Below are 19,838 nucleotides of genomic sequence, written 5' to 3'. Positions count from 1 at the left end.
GCAAGGAGAGTCGATGCCCACGAACGACACACAGATCCGCAGCCCTTTGCGGATCTTCGAGAAGGCGACCGGCGGGGGGCTGGGCAGCGGCAACCTCGGCGTGGTGCTCTCGCGGCACGGCGTGGGCAAGACCGCGTTCCTGGTCGGCATGGCCGTGGATGCGCTGTTGCGGGGGCGCAAGGTCATGCATATCTCCACCGAGGAATCGGTGGAACACCTGCGGGCCTTCTATTTCGAGATCTTCCAGCTGATCTGCGAGAGCCAGCGGCTGGACAACCGTCTCGAGCGGCGCCTGGACCTGGAGCGCAACCGCCACATCCTGGTCTACAACCGCAAGACCCTCTCCCTGGACAAGCTGCGCCAGTCGGCAGAATTCCTCCACGACGCCGCCCACTTCTCGCCCGACATGGTGATCATGGACGGGACGCCCCGCTTCGAACACTGCGAGACCTGGGAGATCGAGGGCGTGTGCGAGCTGGCGCGCGAGTGGAGCGCGGAGATCTGGACCTCCTCGCGCCTCTATCGTGAAGGCCAGACCTGCGATGCGCGCGGCGTGCCCGGCGAGGTGGCCCAGTTCGACGCCCTGATCTCGGTCATCATCCAGCTCGAGCCGCAGGACGATCACGTGCGCGTCCGTCTGCTCAAGGATCACGACCGGCCCGAGGCTCCCGAGTTGAACATGGAGCTGGATCCCGGAACCCTGCTGCTGCGCTGGCGATAGACCGGGGCTCGCGCAAAGAGCCGAGGTTGTCATGATCGACGTCGCGGAGAACATGGCCCATCTCGCAGACGGGGTCGCGACGGCCTGCGCGCGCGCGGGACGTTCCGCCGCAGGGGTCGCGGTGGTGGCGGTCACCAAGCGCATCCCCCTGCCGCTGGTGGTCGACGCCTGTCGGGCCGGCCAGGTCTGCCTCGGCGAGAACCGTATCCAGGACGCCCTGCCGCGCCAGGGGGAACTGGCGGAGCTCCTGCGGGGGGCCGGTGTCGGGGACCTTCGCGTCGCCTGGCATTTCATAGGCAACCTTCAGGGCAACAAGGTGCGCAAGGCGGTCGGGCGCTTCGAGCTGCTGCACGCCGTGGACTCGCTGCGGCTCGCCGAGAGGATCTCCGACGTCGCCGCCGAGGGCTCCCTGACGCAGCCGGTGTTGCTGGAGGTGAACGTCGGCGCGGAGCCGCAGAAGCACGGCCTGAACCGGCGGGAGGCGCTCGACGCGGCCGTGGCGGCGTCCGGCCTGCCGGGCCTGGCCCTGCGGGGTTTCATGTGCATGGCGCGTTTCGGCGCTCCCGAGAGCGAGCTGCGCCGCACCTTCGCCGCACTGCGAGGACTGGCCGACGAGGCCCGCGAGGCTAGCGGCCTGCCCCTGCCCGAGTTGAGCATGGGCATGTCCGACGATTTCGAAGCCGCCATCGCCGAGGGGTCCACGATGATCCGTGTCGGTACGGCCATATTCGGCCCTCGCGAAACGGCCCGCTGAGGATGCCGCCGCGGCCGGCCGCGGCGCGAAGGAGAGGTTGAGACGTGGCGGTACGCATGCTGCTGTCCATCTGCCAGGTGTATAGCTGGTTGATCATCGCGCGCGTGATCATCAGTTGGCTCAACCCCCGGCCCGGCAATTCCTACCTGGTCATGATCTGCAGGCTGACCGATCCGTTGCTCGATCTGCTGCGGCCCCTGATTCCGCTGCGCGGCATAGACCTGTCGCCGATTCTCGCCCTGTTGCTGGTCAGACTGCTCTGTACGATGCTGGCCAGATTGGTGATCTGACCCGCTACGCACGGCTTTTCCCTTTATCGAACGATGGGCGCGTGTTAGTTTATCGCGTTTATGGGAAATGGCCCCGTGTGGAGGTTCACGAGTGAGCGATACCTGGACACAGATCGAGGAAGCGGCGACCTGGATGCGCGGGCAATGTGATCTGCGACCCGAGATCGGGCTGATCCTGGGCACCGGTCTGGGTGATCTCGCCGCGAAGATCGACACGGATTGCGCCGTGCCCTACGGGGATATCCCGCACTTCGTCGACTCCACCGTGCAGAGCCACACCGGCCGCTTCGTCTTCGGCACCCTCGGCGGCCGGCGTGTGGTTGCCATGCAGGGGCGCGTCCACTACTACGAGGGCCACGGCATGCGTCGGATCACGCTGCCGGTGCGCGTCATGCGCGCCCTCGGCGCGCACACCCTGGTCATGTCCAACGCTGTCGGCGGCATGAACCCCCAGCTGAGCCCCGGCGACATGACGGTGATCACCGACCACATCAACCTGATGGGCGACAATCCGTTGATCGGCCGCAACGACGACCGTCTCGGCGTCCGCTTCCCGGACATGAGCGAACCCTACGACCTCTCGCTGGTGGCGCTTGCCGAGGCCACCGCGCTCGAACTGGGGCTGCCGCTGAAGCGGGCGGTCTACGTCGCCGTCGCCGGTCCCAATCTCGAGACCGCGGCCGAGTACCGTTTCCTGCGCGCGATCGGCGCCGACACGGTCGGCATGTCCATCGTGCCGGAATGCCTGGCGGCAGTGCACGGCGGCATGCGCGTGCTGGGCTTGTCGGCGGTCACCGACGCCTGTTTCCCCGACACGTTGCAGCCGGCCGACGTGGACGAGATCATCAGGGTGGCCCAGAGGATCGAGCCCAAGCTCTGCAAGCTGGTCACGGAAGTGCTGCGCAGGATGCCGGAGCCAGGCGGCGCCGTCGCCCACGAGGCGGGCGATGGATAAGACTCGCGACAAAGCGACCGAACGCTACGGTGCACTGGCGCGGAAGTTCCACGACGCCGAGTCGGAACGCCTGATCGGCGAGTTCTGGCGTGCCCACGATACCTTCCGCCGGAGCATTTCCGAGCGCGAGGGCGGGCCGGACTGGGTCTTCTACGAGGGCCCGCCCACGGCCAACGGGCTGCCCGGCGTGCACCACGTCATGGCGCGCCTGACCAAGGATATCGCCTGCCGTTACAAGACCATGACCGGACACAGGGTGGTGCGCAAGGCCGGCTGGGACACGCACGGCCTGCCGGTCGAACGCTCGGTCGAGAAGCAACTGGGCATCCAGGGGCGCGTGGCCATCGAGGAATACGGGCTCGTGCCCTTCAACGAGACGTGCCGCGAGAGCGTCTGGAGCTGCAAGTCCGACTGGGACGAGTTCACCGAGCGTCTGGGCTACTGGTTGGATCTGGACGACCCGTACATCACGTACGACAACGCGTACATCGAGTCTGTCTGGTGGATCCTGAGCCGCTTCGACGCCGGGGGCAAGCTGTACCGCGGCCACAAGGTGGTGCCCTACTGTCCCGTCTGCGGCACGCCGATTTCCACCCACGAGATGGCCAACAGCTACCAGACGGTCGATGAGCCCAGCATCTACGTGAAGCTGAAGGCCGCCGACGCGGACGAACATTTCCTGACCTGGACCACCACGCCCTGGACCCTGCCGTCGAACGTGGCCCTGGTCGTGGGCGAGGACTTCGACTACGTGCGCGTCCGCCACGGGGACGACATCCTGATCCTCGCCGAGGCCCGGCTGGGCGTGCTCGATCCCCAGGTCCCGACCGAGATCCTCGACAGGTTCAAGGGACGCGACCTGCTCGGGCGCGCGTACCAGCAGCTGTTCCCGTTCATGTCCCCGGCGGCGGGCGAGAACGCCTTCGTCGTGGTGCCGGCGGACTTCGTCACCCTGGACAGCGGCTCGGGCATCGTGCACATGGCGCCCGCCTTCGGCGAGGACGACTACCAGGTGGGCCGGCGCGAGAACCTGGCCTTCTTCAATCCCGTCGACGCCGCCGGCGCCTTCGTCGGGGAGATCGCCCCCTACGCCGGGCGACCGGTCAAGAGCGCCGACCGGCAGATCATCCGCGACCTGCGCGACCAGGGCAAGCTCCTGCGCGAGGAGGTCTACACCCACGACTATCCCTTCCACGACCGTTGCGGCAATCCGCTGATCTACTACGCCACGCCGTCCTGGTTCATCCGCACCAGCGCGATGCGCGACCAGCTCGTCGCCGCCAACCGGGAGATCCGCTGGGCGCCGCCGGAAGTGGGCAGCGGACGCTTCGGCAACTGGCTCGCGGGCAACGTGGACTGGTCGCTGAGCCGCAACCGGTTCTGGGGGACGCCGCTCAACGTCTGGATCTGCGACCGCTGCGACGCGACGCACCTGCCCACCTGCCGCGCGGACCTCTCGGCGCTGACGGGAAAGGACCTCTCGGAACTGGATCTGCACCGTCCCCACGTGGACGATGTCACCTTCGGTTGCACCGCCGCGGGCTGCGCCGGGACCATGCGCCGCACGCCCGAGGTCATCGATTGCTGGTTCGACAGCGGCGCGATGCCCTACGCCCAGTACCATTATCCGTTCGGCGACCGGGATCTCTTCGAGAGCCAGTTCCCGGCCGATTTCATCAGCGAGGGCATCGACCAGACCCGCGGCTGGTTCTACACGATGCTGGTCATCAGCACCTTCCTCTCGGGGTGCAGCAGCTACAAGAGCTGTCTCACGCTGGAGCTCGTCCTGGACAAGCACGGCAAGAAGATGTCCAAGAGCCTGGGCAACACCGTCGACCCCATGGCGATCCTGAGGGAGTACGGCGCCGACCCGCTCCGCTGGTACATGCTGACCGCCTCGCCCGTCTGGAGCCCCACGCGGTTCGACCTCGACGGTGTCAAGGAGGCCCAGCGCAAGCTGCTGGCGACGCTGGAGAACGTCTACAGTTTCTTCGCCCTCTACGCGAACCTTGACGACTGGCCCCCCGCCGACGGTCCGACCGCCGCGGAGACGATGCTCGACCGCTGGGTGTTGAGCCGGCTGCACAGCGTCACGGGCGAAGCGCGCCAGCAGTTCGAGGATCTGAACTTCACGCGCGCGGCCAAGGCGATCGGCGCGTTCGTCATGGACGACGTCAGCAACTGGTACGTGCGGCTCTCGCGCCGGCGCTTCTGGAAGGGCGAGATGACGGCGGACAAGCAGGCCGCCTTCGCGACCCTGCATGCGGTGCTCGACGGCGCCGCGCGACTGCTGGCGCCGGTGATTCCCTTCACCGCCGAGGAGATCTACCGCGGCCTGCACGGCGGCGGCGACGTGTCCGTGCACCTGACGGCGTACCCGTCCCGCGACGACGCGCGCGTGGACGACGATCTCGAGACCGCCATGGGCGCGGCGCAGCAGGCGGTGGGCGTGGGCCGCTCGCTGCGGCAGGAGGCGCAGCTGCGCACGCGGCAACCCCTGGCCAGGCTGCTGCTGCACTCCGACGACGACCGGGCCGCCGTCCTGGTAGGCGACGAGCGCTTCAGCGCCATCCTGGCCGAGGAGTTGAACGTCAAGGAGGTGGCGCTCCTGGACGACCCGCTGCGGGTGGTCGCCCTTGCCGCCAAGCCGAACTTCAGGGCCCTGGGGCCGCGTTTCGGCAAGCGCGCCAAGGAGGCGGCAGGGGCCATCGCGGCCATGATGCCCGAGCAGGCCCTGGCGCTGCGCCGCCACGGCGAGGTCACCCTCGAGCTCGCGGGCGCGCCTACGGCGTTCACCCACGAGGAGGTGTTGATCGTCGAGCAGGGACTCGGCACGTACGCCGCCGGTTCGGCGGACGGCCTGACCGTGGCGCTGGAGACCACGCTCACCCCGGAGCTGCGCGAAGAGGGGCTGTGCCGCGAGGTCATCAACAAGGTGCAGAACCTGCGCAAGCAGAGCGGGTTTGCGGTTGCCGACAGGATTGTGTTGCGTGTCGACGGCGACGGAGACGTCCTGAGAGCTCTCGAACGCCACGGGAAACGCGTGACGGGCGAGACCCTGGCCGTTTTCAGCCGTGACGATACGGACCTGCCTTACGCGGACAGCTTCACGGTGGACGGTGTGTCGGTGTCCATTGCCATAGACCGGCGAGTCCGGGATTAAGGAGGAAGACATGCGCAAGACCGAACTCGAACGCTTTCGCGATCTGATCGCATCCGAGAAGGAGCGCATAGAAAAGTCGCTGGCCAAGCACACCAAGACCATCCACCACGAAGGGGAGGACTTCGGCGGTGATCTCGCCAAGGCCCACTCGAATCACATGGCCGACCAGGGCAGCGACGAGTTCCTCTACGAGACCACGATCCATTTCGCGACCACCGAGGGGCGCTACCTGTACCAGCTCGACCAGGCGATGCAACGCATCGAGGACGGCACCTACGGCAAGTGCGCCGGCTGCGACAAGCAGATCGGACTGGCGCGCCTCAGGGCCAAGCTGGACGCCCGCCTCTGCATCGAGTGCAAGGAGCTCGAGGAGAGGGACCGCTATTGAACCGCGCCGCCGCCGGCATTCCCTGGTTGTGGGCTCCCGTGGTGCTGCTGGTCGATTTCGCGGCCAAGCGGATGGTCCTGGCGCATGCGGACCGGCTCCTGCAGCACCTCGACGTCATCGGCGGATACGCGCGTTTCACCTACGTGAGGAATCCCGGAGCCGCCATGGGGCTGGTGATCGGCGGCCGGCCGCTGCTGATCGCCGTCAGCGTCGTGGCCGCCCTGGCGCTCGTCCTGCTCTACCGGCACACGTCCTCACTGCTGAGGATCCGCAGGTGCGCGGTGTCCGCCATCCTCGGCGGCGCCCTCGGCAATCTCGTCGATCGGATCTTCTACGATGGCCTCGTGGTGGACTTCATCGATCTCGGCGTCGGCACCCACCGCTTCTACACCTTCAACGTGGCCGACATGGGCGTGACCCTGGGCGGGCTGGTCCTGTTCCTGAGCCTGTGGCGGGAAGGGCGCGGTGAGAAGACGACGGCGTCAGGCGATCGTCACGATCTCGAGGCTGTCCCCTCCGCCACGGCGGCCGGCGATGACGCCTGAACCGGATCACGCCGCGCGCACGTTCCGGGTCGACGATGCGGATGAAGGACTCCGCCTCGACCATTTCCTGACCGCGCGTTGCCCGGACCTGTCCCGCAGCCAGGTGCAGAAGGCGATCGATTCCTCGGGTGCCCTCGTCGCCGGCAAGGCGCAGCCGAGCCGATACCGGCTGCGCGCCGGGCAACGGGTCGATTTCACGCCGCCGCCCCCGCCGCCCACCTCCGCGGAGCCCGAGGACATCCGCCTGGACGTGGTCCACCAGGACGACGAGATCATGGTGATCGACAAGCCCGCGGGCCTGGTGGTCCATCCGGCCCCCGGGCATCGCACCGGCACGCTGGTCAACGCCCTGCTGCACCGGTTCGAGGACCTGCCCGGCGGGGACCGGCTCCGCGCCGGCCTCGTGCACCGTCTGGACAAGGACACCTCGGGGCTGCTGGTGGTGGCCCTGACCGAGGCGTCCCTGCGCGATCTGCAGTCCCAGCTCCAGGACCGGACCCTGGGCCGCACCTACGAGACGTTGAGCTGGGGGCGCTGGGCCGAGGACGCGGGGACCCTGACCGGAGCCCTGGGGCGCCACCCCACGCAGCGCCAGCGCATGGCCGTCCTGGCAGCGGGCGGCAAGCCGGCCGTCACGCGCTACGAGGTGAGGGAGGATTTCGGCTTCGTGCAGCGCTGCGAGGTTTGGCTGGAGACGGGCCGCACCCATCAGATTCGCGTGCACTTCGCCCATCATCATCATCCCGTGGTCGGTGACACGACCTACGGCGACGACGCCCGCGCCAAGGGCGTCCACCCCCTGGACCGGCGCACGGCGGATGCCCTGGTCGCAGCCGCCGGCCGGCAGATGCTCCACGCCAGCGAGCTGCGGCTCAGGCATCCCCGCAGCGGCGAGGAGATGTCGTTCGCGGCGCCGCCGCCGGACGATTTCCGGCGCGCCCTGGACATCCTGCACGACGCGGCGCCGGCGCCCTGAATCGGATGCCGGCCGGGGCTTTGGTCCTGGACACGTTCCACCGCTTTCATTATTCTCGCCCGGGCATCGGCGACGCCGGGGCGACGCCAAGGAGGCAGGCTTGAAGATCAAGGAACGCATTCGCGATGGGGTCGTGATCCTCGAGTTGAGCGGCAAGCTCATGGGAGGACCCGATGCGGCGACGTTCAACGACACGCTCAAGACGCTCCTGCACGAGGGCTACAGGAACATGCTCGTGGACCTCTCCCGCATCAACTGGGTCAACAGCACGGGCCTTGGCATACTCATCTCCGGTTATTCCACCGTCAAGAAGGGTGGCGGCGACCTGAAACTCCTGAACGTATCCGATCGTATCGAGAGCATCTTCATGGTCTCCAAGCTGCATACCGTCTTCGTCTCCTTCAGCGATGAAGAAGAAGGGATCAGGAGCTTCGCATGACCAGCCAGGACGGAGCGATGAAGGATCCCGGAGAACGCAGCCAGCGCATCGAACTCAAGATCCCCAGCCAGCTGCTCTACCTGGGCGTGCCTGACGCCATCCTCATGGAACTCGCCGGAGACCTGCCCTGCGATCAGAAGGACATCGACGAGATCAGCACGTCCGTCATCGAGGCCTGCACCAACGCCATGGAACACGGCAACGGCATGGACGAGCAGCGCCAGGTGGAGATCCACTTCGACATCGCGAAGGACGAGATCGCCATCACCGTCCTTGATCACGGCCCCGGCTTCGACCACAAGGGCTGGATTCCTCCCGAGGACCTGCTGCGCGAGCGGGGACGCGGCATCACCATCATGCGCGAGTTCACCGACGAGCTGGACTTCGATTTTGCCGCCGACGGGCGGTTCCGCGTGTGTCTCCGCAAGCATCTCCAGCGTCGGGAATAGGCCATGGCCGTCGTGCTCGGTCTCGACTATGGCTCGCGCCGTATCGGCCTGGCGCTGAGCGATCCCACCGGCACGATCGCCTCTGCCGCCGGCTGCCACCGCACGCCGGACGACGGATCCATCCTGGAACGCATTCGCGACCTCGTTCGGGAACGGGCGGTCGTGGCCATCGTGGTCGGCCTGCCCCTGACCGCCGACGGGCGCGAGGGCGAAATGGCCGCGGCGGCCCGCCGTTTCGCCGGGCGCCTCGACGCCGAATTCGGCCTGCCCGTGCACCTGGTGGATGAGCGGTTCAGCTCGCAGGAAGCCGACGCCTGGCTGCGCGCCGCGTCGCGTCGCGCCGGCGGCCGCCGCGCCAAATCCGCGCGGTCCAGGGGTGAGCGCGACGAGATCGCCGCGGAGTTGATCCTCCAGCAGTACCTCGACGCCCGGGGGCGCTCCGGCGGGGGAGGCGACGCGTGAAACGCGGCCGCGTCCGGACGACGGCGATCGCCGTGGCGGCCGCGACGGTCGTCGCCCTGGCCGCTGAGGCCTGGATCTTCTGGACGACGCCGCCCACCGACGCCGGGCACGAGACGATCGTGGAGGTCCCCCGTGGCGCGACGTTGCGCGCTGTGGCCGACTCGCTCGTCGCCCACGACCTGCTGAGGCACCGGATGGTTTTCGTCTGGGGAGCCCGGCTGACCGGCCGCGACCGTGCGATCCGCGCCGGGCGCTACGCCGTGCCACGCGACCTGTCGCCGCGGGACCTGCTCGGGCTGTTGGTGACGGGGCGGACCGTACCCGTGCGGGTGACGATCCTCGAGGGGGAGACCGCCTCGGCCATCGCCGCAGGGCTCGCTGCGGCGTTTCCCTGGTCCGCGGCGGAATTTCTGTCCGCGGCGGACAGTCTCGCCGGCCTGGTCATGGTGCAAGCGCCCCTGCCCCTGGACGCGGCCGCCGCCGGCGACTATGCGGAAACGCTGCGACGGGAGAGGGAACGCACGGGCCGGGCCTTCCCCCTCTGCGAGGGATACCTGTTCCCCGAGACGTATCACTTCGCCGAGGGCGTCGACGCCGCCCAGGTGGCCGCCGTGGTGCTCGAGCACGGCCTCTCCCGCTGGCGGCTGCTCCTCGACGACGCGCCGCCCCGGCGCGACGACGCGCTCCAGGGTCTGCACGAGATCCTCACGCTCGCCTCGATCGTCGAGGCCGAGACGCCGCGTGCGGAGGAGATGCCGCGCGTGGCCGCCGTCTACCTCAATCGCCTGGCGGACGGGATCCCGCTGGAGGCCGATCCGACCGTGGCCCACGCCCTGGACAAGCGGGGCGAGCGGATCCTCTATGCAGACCTGGAAGTGGATTCCGCCTTCAACACCTATCGACGCGCGGGTCTGCCCCCGGGCCCCATCGGCAGCCCCGGCCCGGCGGCCCTGCGGGCTGTCCTGGAGCCGGCGTCCGGCTTCGACGCCCTGTTCTTCGTCGCGGACGGTTCCGGGGGGCACGTTTTCTCGCGGACCCTGGAGGAGCACCGCGAGGCGGTCCGCCGGTACCGGAGCCTGCGCGCCCCCCGCCAGAGGCGTTGACGAACGTCCCGGGTGTTCCCGCGGACTTGACGGGGCCGAACCGGGGCCCTATGCTTTGGCGCCCGGCGGATCCCCGATTCAGGCCGTTTCGTCCACGAGGTGAGGCAAAATGCTGATATTCAAGCGCTACGCGTGGCTGATCGGCGGCTTCGCGGCCATCGTCGTCGGCTACCTGCTGCTGGGCTCGGGCGACATCTCCCTGGCGCCGTTGCTCCTGGTTCTCGGTTATTGCCTGTTGATCCCGATATTCCTGCTTCAGTCCTTTTTGCAGGGCAAGGGCGAATAGCTCAGCTGGCTAGAGCGCCTGCCTTACAAGCAGGAGGCCACAGGTTCGAGTCCTGTTTCGCCCACCAAGCTAGGGCCCGCGCCGCTTTCTGGTGCGGGTCTTGCTTTTGACTTGCGGTGCTGAAGTTGATCTTCAGGACCATCATGAAGTGTGAGACGGATGGTTGATATTCTAAAAAAATGATGTTGCATAGGCTGCCGCTGTGTGGTAAACTCATGAAGTCAAGTTAAGGGCTTATGAAGAGTGGAAGGGAGGGTCAACGTAGTTGCACTCGTTCTCGCTTGGGTTTGCCGCCCTCGCATGGAATTGCCTTTTAGGAGGTGTCCTAATGCTTCGTAAGAACATTGTAGGTCTGTTGATCTGCATCGCTGCCATGGGAGTCACAACCCTTGGCTTCGCTGGTATCCCTGACCTCGACACGTCGTCGTGTACGATGTTGAACGCGCCCGTGGGCGTGAACGTCAACGTGTACAATACGCCGGATGGCTCCGGCAGTCTGATGACCGAGGCCCGTGCGCCCATTTTCCCTGTCCCACCCGCGCCCGGACCTTACAGTACCGAGGAAGATGCCACGATCACGGTGACCCTGCTGGACAGTGGTTCGAATCCGGTCTTCGCCTATCCGTTCGAGGACATCTGGCTCGAGAATCCCCCTGCCGTTCCTCCGGTCAACGTTGGAGATCCGGCCGGTCTGGTGGCTTGCCCCAATGGTACCATTGCTGACGCCAGCACTGATATCAACGGTATGACCACCTTCTCGGGTCCGTTCTACGCCGGTGGTCACGTCGATTATTCCAACGATGGTAACGACACCAACGACGGCAAGACCTACGTCATGGTCAGCGGTTCGCCCCTGACCAATGGTCCCCTGCTACTCCTGTTCAACAGCGCGGACATCGATGGCGACGGTCTGTGGACCACGTCCACCGATGTGCTTCTGTTCTCACAGCGGTATCCTGTTGCGGCCGGATACCATTACTCCGTCGATTACTATTTCGACGAACGTGACGACATTTCGGACCTCGTGTGGTTTTCTGCTGCGAGGAACGTACAGTGTCCGTAACCTCTGGTTACGTTGTAGGGTTCTGGACTACGAATTGGTGACGGACGTCCCGCGGCCCTGCGGGGCCGCGGGACGCAAGAACCGGATCGTGGTCACAGAAGAACAACAACAACAAGGAGACGCAACATGAAGAAGATGTTAGTACTCGCGGTGGTAGCTGTCTTTGCATTCAGCGGCAGCGCCATGGCCGTGCCGGTCGATCCCGATCCCGATGGCATGAGCATGTACTTCGACGTGGGCGGCGAGACATTCTGCGCGACGCACGCGGGGGGCTTCCTGCCTCTCACGGCCCATCTGCTGGTGACCAACGCCTCGGCGCCCGACGTGAAGGCCTGGGAAGCCCGGCTGGAGCTCGACACCAACGCCCAGCTCGTGAACCCTTGGGTTCTGTCGCCCGGTGCCGTTCCTGTCGTCGAAGGCAACGATTACCAGGTCGGCACGGGTTCCAATCCGATCCCCGCCATCGACGGCGTCGCGCACCTCGCCGATATCACGATCCTGTTCTATGGCATGAATCCTCCTGGTACGGATTTCGCGACGTACTCGGTCAGCGGTGTTCCCGGTTCGCTGGCCTTCCCGGATGGCGCCGGCTATGCGCATGTGGCGGGCACTCCCATTCCTTGCCAGCCCATCGACGGCACCTGGGGAGCCTGCGCGTGGCTCAACGGTGTCTGTGATATCATCGCCAACGAGGATCTGACCTGGGGCCAGGTGAAGAGCCTGTACTAGGTCCGGTCTGTTAGATCAAGCGGCTTGCGGCCGCTGCGGGGGGCGCCTGATAGGCGCCCCCGTTTTCGTGCGCGCCGTCGGCCTGAATTGTATGGACGCGTCCCCATCTGCTGGATACAATGCGTCTTGACAAGGATTGCGTTTCCGCGGATATTGATGTACCCGGACGGGAGAGCCCTTGCGGTTCCCCCGCGGGAGCGGGGTCTAACGGTGCTCGCTGTCCAGGTCGCGAGACAACTTGATAAGGTGGCAATCCTCCAGTACTGGCCGCCGCAGGATCCTGCATGCGTGGATCACGGCGGGTTTTTCAAGCTGGGACCCAAGGAAAGGGGACAGGAACGATGAAGAAGATGCTAATCGTCATGTGCATGATCGGAGTGGTGGCGTCCGTCGCGTGGGCATACCCGGGTCCCGACAGCTTTGGTATCTACAAGGACGACGAGATCGTGGGTTATCCGGAGCTCTGCGCGGATGTGGCGGCCTTCACCCAACTGGTGCTCTATTGCTGCATCACCCAGCCCACTGGCTATCAGGTCGCTGCCTGGGAGGGCCAGGTGGAGATCGTCCCGCCGGCGACTTCGGGCGACTACTTCGGCGCCTGGACGCTGGTGGCCGGCCTCAACGTCGGTAGCGGCATAGACTACCTCGTCGGCATCGGCGACGGTCCCCTGACGCCCAACGGTCAAGACGTCGTCGTGCTGATGACCATGACCCTGGTCGTCGTCAACGCTACGATACCGATCAACTACTACATCCGCGGCGTACCCGGCTCACTGGACTTTCCCTATGGCCCCGGCTATGCCGAGGACGTGGGCGTCGCGATTCCCTGCGTGAACAACACCGGCGGACCGACCGAGCCGGTGTTCATCGTCAACCCCACCGGCGGCATTTGCACCCCCGTGGGGAACGAGGATGCCTCCTGGGGCGCCGTGAAGACGCTGTACAAGTAGGACGCGAACCGATTCGAACGGGGGGCGGGAGCGATACCCGCCCCCTTTTTGCGTCCCGCCGCAGCCCCTGCCCGTTGACCCGTCCGGAGGGTGCGCATATACTGTGGCAAGACCATCCCCTGAACGACTCCCCATCCTGCAGGATGTCTGCAAGCCCCTGGCATAGGAGTACGGCATGAGCCTGTTCCGGATCCCTCGTACGACCGGCCCGGTGGCGCTCGTCCTGATGTCGCTGTTCGTTTTCCCGGCCCTTGGTGCCGCCTCGCCCGTGGAGGTCGCCGCCAGCGGTCCGGACGGGTTCCGGCTGCGCCTGTCCACCGGCGATCTGGGCTGGGTGGAGAAAACGCTGCCGGCCGCCGGCGTGACGCGTCATCTGCCGCGGCTGGAGGGGTTCTTCTCCGACGCCGGCCCCTTCGCGCCCATGGTGCCGGCCTACGGCACGTGGCTGGTCCTGCCGCCGGGAGCCACCGTCGCCGTCGACGTCGTCGACGAGAGCTGGGAAGCCCTCGACGGGCGCGAGGTTCTGCGGGGCGCCCTGCCGGTCAAGCGCACGGACCCGGCGACCGGCGAGGACCTGCTCGACGCCGAGTACGTCCTGCCGGGCGAGCAGCCCCGCACCGGCGTACCGGCCCTCTCCGCGGACGAGATGGCCAAGGCCCTGCGCGGCGAACCGGCCCATCCGCCCCTGGAGATCGGCGAGGTGGTCGCGTGGCGCGGGCACAGGATCGCGCCGGTGACCATCCGTCCGTTGCAGACCGACGCCGCCGGACGCGCGCAGAGGCTGCTGCGCAGCGGCGAGTGGCGCGTCCGCTTCGTGCCCGACGCCGGGTCCATCGCCGCACCCGGCCGCCTGGTCCCCCGCGACGCGCGTTTCGGATCCATGTTCCTCAACGGCGCTTCGCTCGACGTCCTGCCCCGTGAACATGACCGCCCGCGCGCCGCCGGCAAGACCCTCGCGGCGGCGAGGACCCTGCTGGCGCCGGAGGTGCGCATCCCCGTCACGCGCACGGGCCTGGTCTATCTCGAGGCGGGGGCGCTGTCCAACCAGGGGCTGCTCGACGGCGCCGGCATCCTCGAGTCGCACATCCGCCTCTACAAGCGCCGGTACGTGCCGGACCAGGATCCGCCCTACGACGAGATCGAGGTGCCCCTGCTGATGCTCGGCGACGGCGGCGACTTCACGGGCGGCGACGCCATCGTCTTCTACGGACTGCGCGTCCGCGACGATGGTCCCTTCAGTTCCGACGGCACCGACTACGACGGCTGCGGCGATCCCCACGAGATCTACAACCCGAGCGGCATCGACGCGGTCAACAACGGCAACATCTACTACCTGGCCGCCGCGGATCCCGCCGGCGGCGACCCCTGGGCGCGCATGGAGCCGCTGACGCTGCCGCCCGCCGCCGGCGTTCCCGAGCCGAGCTACCGTCGGCTCGACTACTTCGAGGAAGACACCCATTACGGCTACTACCCCTACACGAACGTCTCCGACCGCAACTTCTGGAACGCCAACCAGACGACCCTCCTCCAGCGCGGGCTCACGCTTGTCAACCCGGTCCCGGGCGCGACGGACACCCGCCTGCGCGTGGGCGTCTACGGCTTCGGCAGCGCGGCGCGGTCCTTCCAGATCTCGCTGGTCAAGGACGAGGTGGAGATGATTCTCGACACCTTCAACGTGGACTACCAGGGCGTGATCTACGATTCGGGCGCGGCGCTGCCTGTCGCGGACGTGATCGACGCGGCGTTGAAGGTGGACAACACGATCTCCGCCTTCCTCCTCGGGTACCTTGACTGGTACGAGCTGTCCTACGACGCACTGTACCAGGCTCAGGATGACGTGCTGGACTTCAACTGCGGCGAGGCGACGGGCGAGCGGGCGCTCGAGGTGCAGGGTTTCACCAGCGACCGGATCCTGCTGCTGGACATCAGCGACCCGCGGGCGCCACGTCACGTGGCGCTGACGGCGGCGAACCTGGTGGACGTCGGCGGCACGACCACGCTCTCGCTCACGGCCAGCCAGGACGCCGTCGCCGCCCGGCGCTTCCTGGCCGTCGGCGGCGACCCGGCGGCGATGCTGGCCGGCTTCCCGTACTTCAAGGCCAGCCGCGTCGCCTACCCGGACGATCCCGCGGCGATCACCGCACCCCCCGACGTCCTGGTGATCACCCATCCGGCCTTCCGCGCGGAAGCGGAGCGCTGGGCCGAGCACCGGCGGGCGCGGTCGCCGCGTCCTTTGGCGATCCACATCGTGGACGTCCACGCCGTCTTCGACTGGTACGGCGGGGGCCTCAAGAACCCCGAGGCCATCAAGCGGCTCTGCACGATCGCCCTGGAAGAGTGGGGCACCTGGGCCCTGCAGATCTTCGGCGACGCCAACGAGAACGTGAAGGGGCTCAGCGACTCCCACAACCTGCGCGACTGGGTGCCGTCGCACTGGCATCGCTGGTACCAGGGCGGCTACGAGAACGAGCTGTTGCCCTCGGACAAGTGGTTCGTCACCGCGACCGACGATCAAGAGTACCCCTATTACACCAGCGCGCCGGCGGGGATGCTGGTGGGGCGTTTCCCGGGCAACTCCACGGCGGAAATCGCGGCCATGGTCGACAAGGTCATCACCTTCGAGTCCGCCGCGGGGGACTGGAAGAAGCGGGCCGTCCTCGTGGCCGACGACGCCTGGTCGGACGGTTACAACATCAGCGCCTCCGACCAGCAGTACGATCCCACCGAGGAGGACTTCGAGGAGACCCAGGAGATCGCTGCGACCAACTGGGAGACCTTCGCGCTCGCTCCGCCCGACGGCGTGGGCGACGACGACTTCACTGCCGCTCGGGTCTATCTCAGCACCTATCTGGAACCCCTGTCGCCGCCCCACGACGACGTGCGCTCGCGGCCGGAGTTCACTGGCTACGCAGAGACATACGCATTGCCCGTGCTGCTGGCCGAGGGCGGGCGGGGCGCCGCCATCTTTCACTACCAAGGGCACGCCAACGACCACCTGATGGCACACGAGCAGATCATCGAGGACGTGGGCAACAGCCCGTTCTACCGGGAGGACGCGTCCAGCTTCGACAACGTCGGACGGCCCTGGCTCCTGGTGGGCCTGGGCTGCCACGTCACGTCCTGGACGCGCGACGGCTCCGGCGAGTCCAATGCGACGGACGTGCCGTCGCTGGGGGAGAAGTTCCTGCGCCGGCCCGGCGCGGGCGCCGTGGCCACCTACGCCAGCTCCGGCTACGAATTCCTGTCGCCCAACGCCACGCTCGTCCAGGTGCAGTTCGCCACGATGCTGCAGGATCCTCCCCGCGGCGCGATCAACGGCGAGACGTTGCGGTCGCGCTGGGTGCTGGGAGAACTCATGCTGGCCAGCGAGACGGCGTTCCTGGCCCTGCACCCGACCTACAGCACCTACCGCCGCGCCGTCGCGCAGTACACCCTGCTGGGCGACGCGCTGATGGTGATCGACGCCGGGCCGCCCCGGGCCGACGTGCTGCTGGGCTGGCAGCCAGTGGCAGACGGAGCCGAGTTCGCGGCGCTGGACGAGAACAACGAGCTGGTGTTGACCGTCAGGGCCTTCGACGAGGCCGGCGTCGACCGCCTCGTCGTGCTCGATTCCGAGGGAGCCGACCTGTCCGCCCTGGCCGTCGGCGGCACGCCGCCGGGCGCCGGCAGCGACCAGAGGGCGGCGTGGGAAGTGCGCATCCCCATCCTGCCCCTGGACTACGCGGTCACCTTCAACGTCTACGACACGGCCGCGCCCGACGACGAGGCCGAGCATTTCGCGCTGACGATCAACCTGCCGGTGGCGGTGACGTTGCATCTGGCCGGCGAGCTGTTCGTGGCCGGCGAGACGCCCCTGCCGCTGCAGCAGGACCTGGATTTCACGGGGCGCGCGATCACCGCCGCTTATCTCGTCCCGGACGTGGGGCTGGACCTGCACGGCCAGAACGTGACCTTGTCCAACAAGGTGCTGACGCGCGTCGACGAGCACACCGTGGACATGTCGTTCACGGCCCGCGCGACGGGCGGCGGCTTCGCCGCCGTCGTGCTCGAGATCGACGGTCTCGGCACGGTGATCCCCCTGCAGGGGGAGGACGCCGCGACCGCCACCGGCATCCAGGATCTGCACGCTTTCCCCAACCCCGTGTCCCGGGATACGAGGTTCCTCTTCGCCACCGACGCCGCACCTTCGTCCGGCCGCATCAGCGTCTACAGCGTGGCGGGGCATGTCGTCGGCGTGGTGCCCGTGCGGGTCTCGGACTTCGTGGGGGGCGGTCACGTGATCGTGCCGTGGGACGGCCGCGACGACCAGGGCGACGAGCTGGCCAACGGCGTCTATCTGTACCGCGTGGAGCTGTCGGCTCCGTCCGGCTCGTTGAGCAGCGACATGCAACGCCTGGTGATGATGCATTGAGGGATATGCGTTACCGTCTTCTTCTCGCGCTCCTGCTCCTGTCGGCGGCAGTACTGGGCGGCGGTTGCGCGGCCCGTAACCGCGGACCGACCGCCGCCGTCCCCGGTGACGCGCGCCCGGAATCGGGCCGCCGCGCGTCGACCGTCTCCGATCCCCTCCTGCTGCGTATCGGTCTGGTGAACCGAGCCGAGGCGGTGACCCTGAACCTCGACGGCGATTGTCTGCTGTTGTCCGGGGCGGAACGTCAACGCCGCGAGCGCCTGCCCGCCGGCAGCACCCTGCGCGTCGAGTCCGGCTCCGGGGTCCTGCTCTGGCGGGCCGGACGCCGGACGGGACGCAGCGTCGATCATCTCTTCGTCAGCCCCGTCGATCCCGCCACGACCGTCACCTGGCAGGAGACGCCCTATCCCGGGGAGTTGCGCGTGGACGCCGGCGACGGCGGCCTCACGCTGGTCAACGTCGTGGAGCTGGAGACCTACCTGCGCGGCGTTGTGCCGTGGGAGATCGGACGCCCGGGGCGCGAGGCCCAGGCCGCCCTGGCCGCCCAGGCGGTCGCGGCCCGGACCTACAGCGTCTCCCACCTGGGCGAGCGCGAGCAGCTCGGTTTCGACATGTGGGCCGGCGTTACCGATCAGGTCTATCGCGGGCTGCACGGGACAGATGCGCAGTGCGACCGCGCCATCGCCATGACGGCCGGGCTGGTCCTGCGCCACGACGGACGCGAGATCGAGGCCTACTACTGCTCCACCTGCGGCGGCACCACGAGCAGCGTGCACGAGGTCTGGCCGCGCCCCGCGCGGCCGTACCTGGTGAGCCATGCCGACGCCGACGACCTCGGCGAGCCCTTATGCGCCGGCTCACCCCATTTCGTCTGGTCCACGGCCTGGTCGGCCGGCGACCTGCAGCGCACCCTGCAGACGACCCTGCCGGAGTACCTCGCCTGGGTCGCCGCCTCCCCGGCGCGCGGACGCTGGACAGGGGAGGTCTTCCGGCCCGTCCGCGCCGGCGCCGACGGCAACTCGCCGGGCCGCCTGCTCGATCTGAGCATCGAGCAGCGCACCGTCTCCGGGCGGATCGCAAGGCTGTCGATCGCCACCGAGGCCGGCGTCTATACGGTGAGGGGGGACCGGGTGCGGTGGGTGCTCGTCCCCGCGGAGGGCCGTTTTTCGATCCTCAAGAGCGCAGCCTTCGCCCTGGACCTGGAGCGCGACGGCGCCGGAAACCTGGTGCGCGTGACAGCGACCGGACGGGGGTTCGGCCACGGCATCGGCATGTGCCAGACGGGCGCGCTGGCCATGGCCCGTCGGGGCCACGGCTACCAGCGGATCCTGTCCCACTATTATCCCGGGGCGCGGCTGGAACGGATGTGGTCGCGGTGAAGCCCGGCACGGACCTGGCCTCACGTCTCGTGGTGGGTCTCGCCGGTCCCCGTCTCGAGGCGGTCGAGCGGGAGTGGCTCGCCAGGCATCGGCCCGCCGGGGTGATCCTCTATCGCCGCAACGTCCGCAGCGCCGCGCAGGCGCAAGAGCTGTGCGGTCTCTTGCGCGAGATCCTGCCGCCCGGCGCGGAGATCATGGCCGATCACGAGGGCGGGCCCGTGTCGGTCCTCGACGCTGCCGCCGGCGGACCGCCGGCGCCCTGGACCCTGGGCCTGATCGACGACCCGCAGCTCACGCGCGACGTCGCGCGGGACGCCGCCGTAAGGGCGCGCGCCGTCGGCGTCGACCGTCTGCTCGCCCCCTGCATGGACGTGCTGACGGCACCGGACAATCCGATCATCGGGTCGCGGGCCTTCGCCGCGGATCCCGGACGCGTCGCGCGTCACGTCGCGGCGGCCGTGGCCGGGATCGCCGACGCGGGCCTGCGCTGCTGTCTCAAGCACTGGCCCGGTCACGGCGGCACCGGCGTCGACACGCATCTCGCCGCGGCGGGACGCGTGGTCCCCGACGATCCGGCGGTGCTCCGGGCCGGCCTGGCCGCCGGCGCCGATGCCGTGATGCTCGGGCATCTGAGGTTGTTCGACGACGACTTGCCCGCCTCGATCAGTCCGATCGCCGTGGAGGTGTTGCGCGGCGAATCCGGCGGTGCTCTGCTCTTCAGCGACGATCTGACCATGGGCGCGTTGCGCGGGCCGCTCGGCGCGCTGGCGGGCGC

Annotated in this window: 19 protein-coding genes and 1 tRNA gene; all 20 read left to right on the top strand. The window is 68.0% G+C overall.

Going from position 1 to position 19,838, the window contains the following annotated elements:
* Window positions 1-13 precede the first annotated feature (13 nt).
* Window positions 14-721 carry a hypothetical protein gene (locus tag KJ554_03590; GenBank protein ID MBU0741421.1) on the top strand — a complete coding sequence of 236 codons (708 nt, stop codon included), beginning with the start codon at window positions 14-16 and terminating at the stop codon, window positions 719-721.
* A 31-nt stretch (window positions 722-752) separates the two neighbouring features.
* Window positions 753-1,475 carry a YggS family pyridoxal phosphate-dependent enzyme gene (locus KJ554_03585; protein MBU0741420.1) on the top strand — a complete coding sequence of 241 codons (723 nt, stop codon included), beginning with the start codon at window positions 753-755 and terminating at the stop codon, window positions 1,473-1,475.
* Between the two features lie 44 nt (window positions 1,476-1,519).
* The gene (locus tag KJ554_03580; protein MBU0741419.1) at window positions 1,520-1,765 is read left to right on the top strand and encodes a YggT family protein; all 246 of its coding nucleotides are present in this window, start codon (window positions 1,520-1,522) and stop codon (window positions 1,763-1,765) included.
* Window positions 1,766-1,832: 67 nt separating this feature from the next.
* Window positions 1,833-2,720: a purine-nucleoside phosphorylase gene (locus KJ554_03575; protein MBU0741418.1), complete on the top strand. Its 888-nt coding sequence runs from the start codon at window positions 1,833-1,835 to the stop codon at window positions 2,718-2,720.
* A complete protein-coding gene (ileS, locus tag KJ554_03570) occupies window positions 2,713-5,883 on the top strand; it encodes an isoleucine--tRNA ligase (protein MBU0741417.1) in 3,171 nt (1,056 codons plus the stop codon). The genes KJ554_03575 and ileS overlap by 8 nt, the downstream gene beginning before the upstream one ends.
* Window positions 5,884-5,893: 10 nt before the next feature.
* Window positions 5,894-6,271 carry a TraR/DksA family transcriptional regulator gene (locus KJ554_03565; protein ID MBU0741416.1) on the top strand — a complete coding sequence of 126 codons (378 nt, stop codon included), beginning with the start codon at window positions 5,894-5,896 and terminating at the stop codon, window positions 6,269-6,271.
* 17 nt (window positions 6,272-6,288) lie between these two features.
* Window positions 6,289-6,816 carry a signal peptidase II gene (lspA, locus tag KJ554_03560; GenBank protein MBU0741415.1) on the top strand — a complete coding sequence of 176 codons (528 nt, stop codon included), beginning with the start codon at window positions 6,289-6,291 and terminating at the stop codon, window positions 6,814-6,816.
* On the top strand, window positions 6,806-7,792 hold the full coding sequence (locus tag KJ554_03555) for an RluA family pseudouridine synthase (GenBank protein ID MBU0741414.1): 987 nt from the start codon (window positions 6,806-6,808) through the stop codon (window positions 7,790-7,792). The genes lspA and KJ554_03555 overlap by 11 nt, the downstream gene beginning before the upstream one ends.
* A 100-nt stretch (window positions 7,793-7,892) precedes the next feature.
* On the top strand, window positions 7,893-8,231 hold the full coding sequence (locus KJ554_03550; GenBank protein MBU0741413.1) for an STAS domain-containing protein: 339 nt from the start codon (window positions 7,893-7,895) through the stop codon (window positions 8,229-8,231).
* Entirely contained in the window at window positions 8,228-8,680 is a 453-nt protein-coding gene (locus KJ554_03545; GenBank protein ID MBU0741412.1) for an ATP-binding protein, read from the top strand. The genes KJ554_03550 and KJ554_03545 overlap by 4 nt, the downstream gene beginning before the upstream one ends.
* Before the next feature lie 3 nt (window positions 8,681-8,683).
* The gene (gene ruvX / locus KJ554_03540; GenBank protein ID MBU0741411.1) at window positions 8,684-9,142 is read left to right on the top strand and encodes a Holliday junction resolvase RuvX; all 459 of its coding nucleotides are present in this window, start codon (window positions 8,684-8,686) and stop codon (window positions 9,140-9,142) included.
* Window positions 9,139-10,245, top strand: coding sequence for an endolytic transglycosylase MltG (mltG, locus tag KJ554_03535; GenBank protein ID MBU0741410.1), 1,107 nt, complete (start codon window positions 9,139-9,141; stop codon window positions 10,243-10,245). Before ruvX ends, mltG begins: the two co-directional genes overlap by 4 nt.
* Before the next feature lie 109 nt (window positions 10,246-10,354).
* Window positions 10,355-10,531, top strand: coding sequence for a hypothetical protein (locus tag KJ554_03530; protein MBU0741409.1), 177 nt, complete (start codon window positions 10,355-10,357; stop codon window positions 10,529-10,531).
* Window positions 10,522-10,598: transfer RNA gene (locus tag KJ554_03525), tRNA-Val, on the top strand. The genes KJ554_03530 and KJ554_03525 overlap by 10 nt, the downstream gene beginning before the upstream one ends.
* Before the next feature lie 261 nt (window positions 10,599-10,859).
* A complete protein-coding gene (locus tag KJ554_03520; GenBank protein ID MBU0741408.1) occupies window positions 10,860-11,594 on the top strand; it encodes a hypothetical protein in 735 nt (244 codons plus the stop codon).
* Between the two features lie 126 nt (window positions 11,595-11,720).
* Window positions 11,721-12,323, top strand: a complete 603-nt coding sequence (locus KJ554_03515; GenBank protein MBU0741407.1) for a hypothetical protein — start codon at window positions 11,721-11,723, stop codon at window positions 12,321-12,323.
* 341 nt (window positions 12,324-12,664) lie between these two features.
* Window positions 12,665-13,273: a hypothetical protein gene (locus KJ554_03510; protein ID MBU0741406.1), complete on the top strand. Its 609-nt coding sequence runs from the start codon at window positions 12,665-12,667 to the stop codon at window positions 13,271-13,273.
* 175 nt (window positions 13,274-13,448) lie between these two features.
* Complete coding sequence (locus tag KJ554_03505) at window positions 13,449-17,684, top strand: hypothetical protein (GenBank protein MBU0741405.1); 4,236 nt, start codon at window positions 13,449-13,451, stop codon at window positions 17,682-17,684.
* 5 nt (window positions 17,685-17,689) lie between these two features.
* Window positions 17,690-19,063 (top strand): SpoIID/LytB domain-containing protein, encoded by a 1,374-nt coding sequence (locus tag KJ554_03500; protein MBU0741404.1) that lies wholly within the window; start codon window positions 17,690-17,692, stop codon window positions 19,061-19,063.
* Window positions 19,060-19,838 (top strand): hypothetical protein (locus KJ554_03495; protein ID MBU0741403.1); only part of this gene is annotated, 779 nt, incomplete at its 3' end. The genes KJ554_03500 and KJ554_03495, both read left to right, overlap by 4 nt.

The sequence above is a fragment of the bacterium genome, assembly GCA_018814885.1.
In the GTDB taxonomy this organism is placed as follows: Bacteria; Krumholzibacteriota; Krumholzibacteriia; order LZORAL124-64-63; family LZORAL124-64-63; genus JAHIYU01.
The sequence above is the reverse complement of the archived record's forward strand: the minus strand, read 5'-3'. Positions and strand labels throughout refer to the sequence as shown.

What these genes read in the sequence shown, in the direction of transcription:
- KJ554_03590 (MBU0741421.1), top strand. Translation starts at nt 14, where the DNA reads ATGCCCACGAACGACACACAGATCCGCAGCCCTTTGCGGATCTTCGAG.
- KJ554_03585 (MBU0741420.1), top strand. Translation starts at nt 753, where the DNA reads ATGATCGACGTCGCGGAGAACATGGCCCATCTCGCAGACGGGGTCGCG.
- KJ554_03575 (MBU0741418.1), top strand. Translation starts at nt 1,833, where the DNA reads ATGGCCCCGTGTGGAGGTTCACGAGTGAGCGATACCTGGACACAGATC.
- ileS (MBU0741417.1), top strand. Translation starts at nt 2,713, where the DNA reads ATGGATAAGACTCGCGACAAAGCGACCGAACGCTACGGTGCACTGGCG.
- KJ554_03565 (MBU0741416.1), top strand. Translation starts at nt 5,894, where the DNA reads ATGCGCAAGACCGAACTCGAACGCTTTCGCGATCTGATCGCATCCGAG.
- KJ554_03555 (MBU0741414.1), top strand. Translation starts at nt 6,806, where the DNA reads ATGACGCCTGAACCGGATCACGCCGCGCGCACGTTCCGGGTCGACGAT.
- KJ554_03545 (MBU0741412.1), top strand. Translation starts at nt 8,228, where the DNA reads ATGACCAGCCAGGACGGAGCGATGAAGGATCCCGGAGAACGCAGCCAG.
- ruvX (MBU0741411.1), top strand. Translation starts at nt 8,684, where the DNA reads ATGGCCGTCGTGCTCGGTCTCGACTATGGCTCGCGCCGTATCGGCCTG.
- KJ554_03530 (MBU0741409.1), top strand. Translation starts at nt 10,355, where the DNA reads ATGCTGATATTCAAGCGCTACGCGTGGCTGATCGGCGGCTTCGCGGCC.
- KJ554_03520 (MBU0741408.1), top strand. Translation starts at nt 10,860, where the DNA reads ATGCTTCGTAAGAACATTGTAGGTCTGTTGATCTGCATCGCTGCCATG.
- KJ554_03515 (MBU0741407.1), top strand. Translation starts at nt 11,721, where the DNA reads ATGAAGAAGATGTTAGTACTCGCGGTGGTAGCTGTCTTTGCATTCAGC.
- KJ554_03510 (MBU0741406.1), top strand. Translation starts at nt 12,665, where the DNA reads ATGAAGAAGATGCTAATCGTCATGTGCATGATCGGAGTGGTGGCGTCC.
- KJ554_03505 (MBU0741405.1), top strand. Translation starts at nt 13,449, where the DNA reads ATGAGCCTGTTCCGGATCCCTCGTACGACCGGCCCGGTGGCGCTCGTC.
- KJ554_03500 (MBU0741404.1), top strand. Translation starts at nt 17,690, where the DNA reads ATGCGTTACCGTCTTCTTCTCGCGCTCCTGCTCCTGTCGGCGGCAGTA.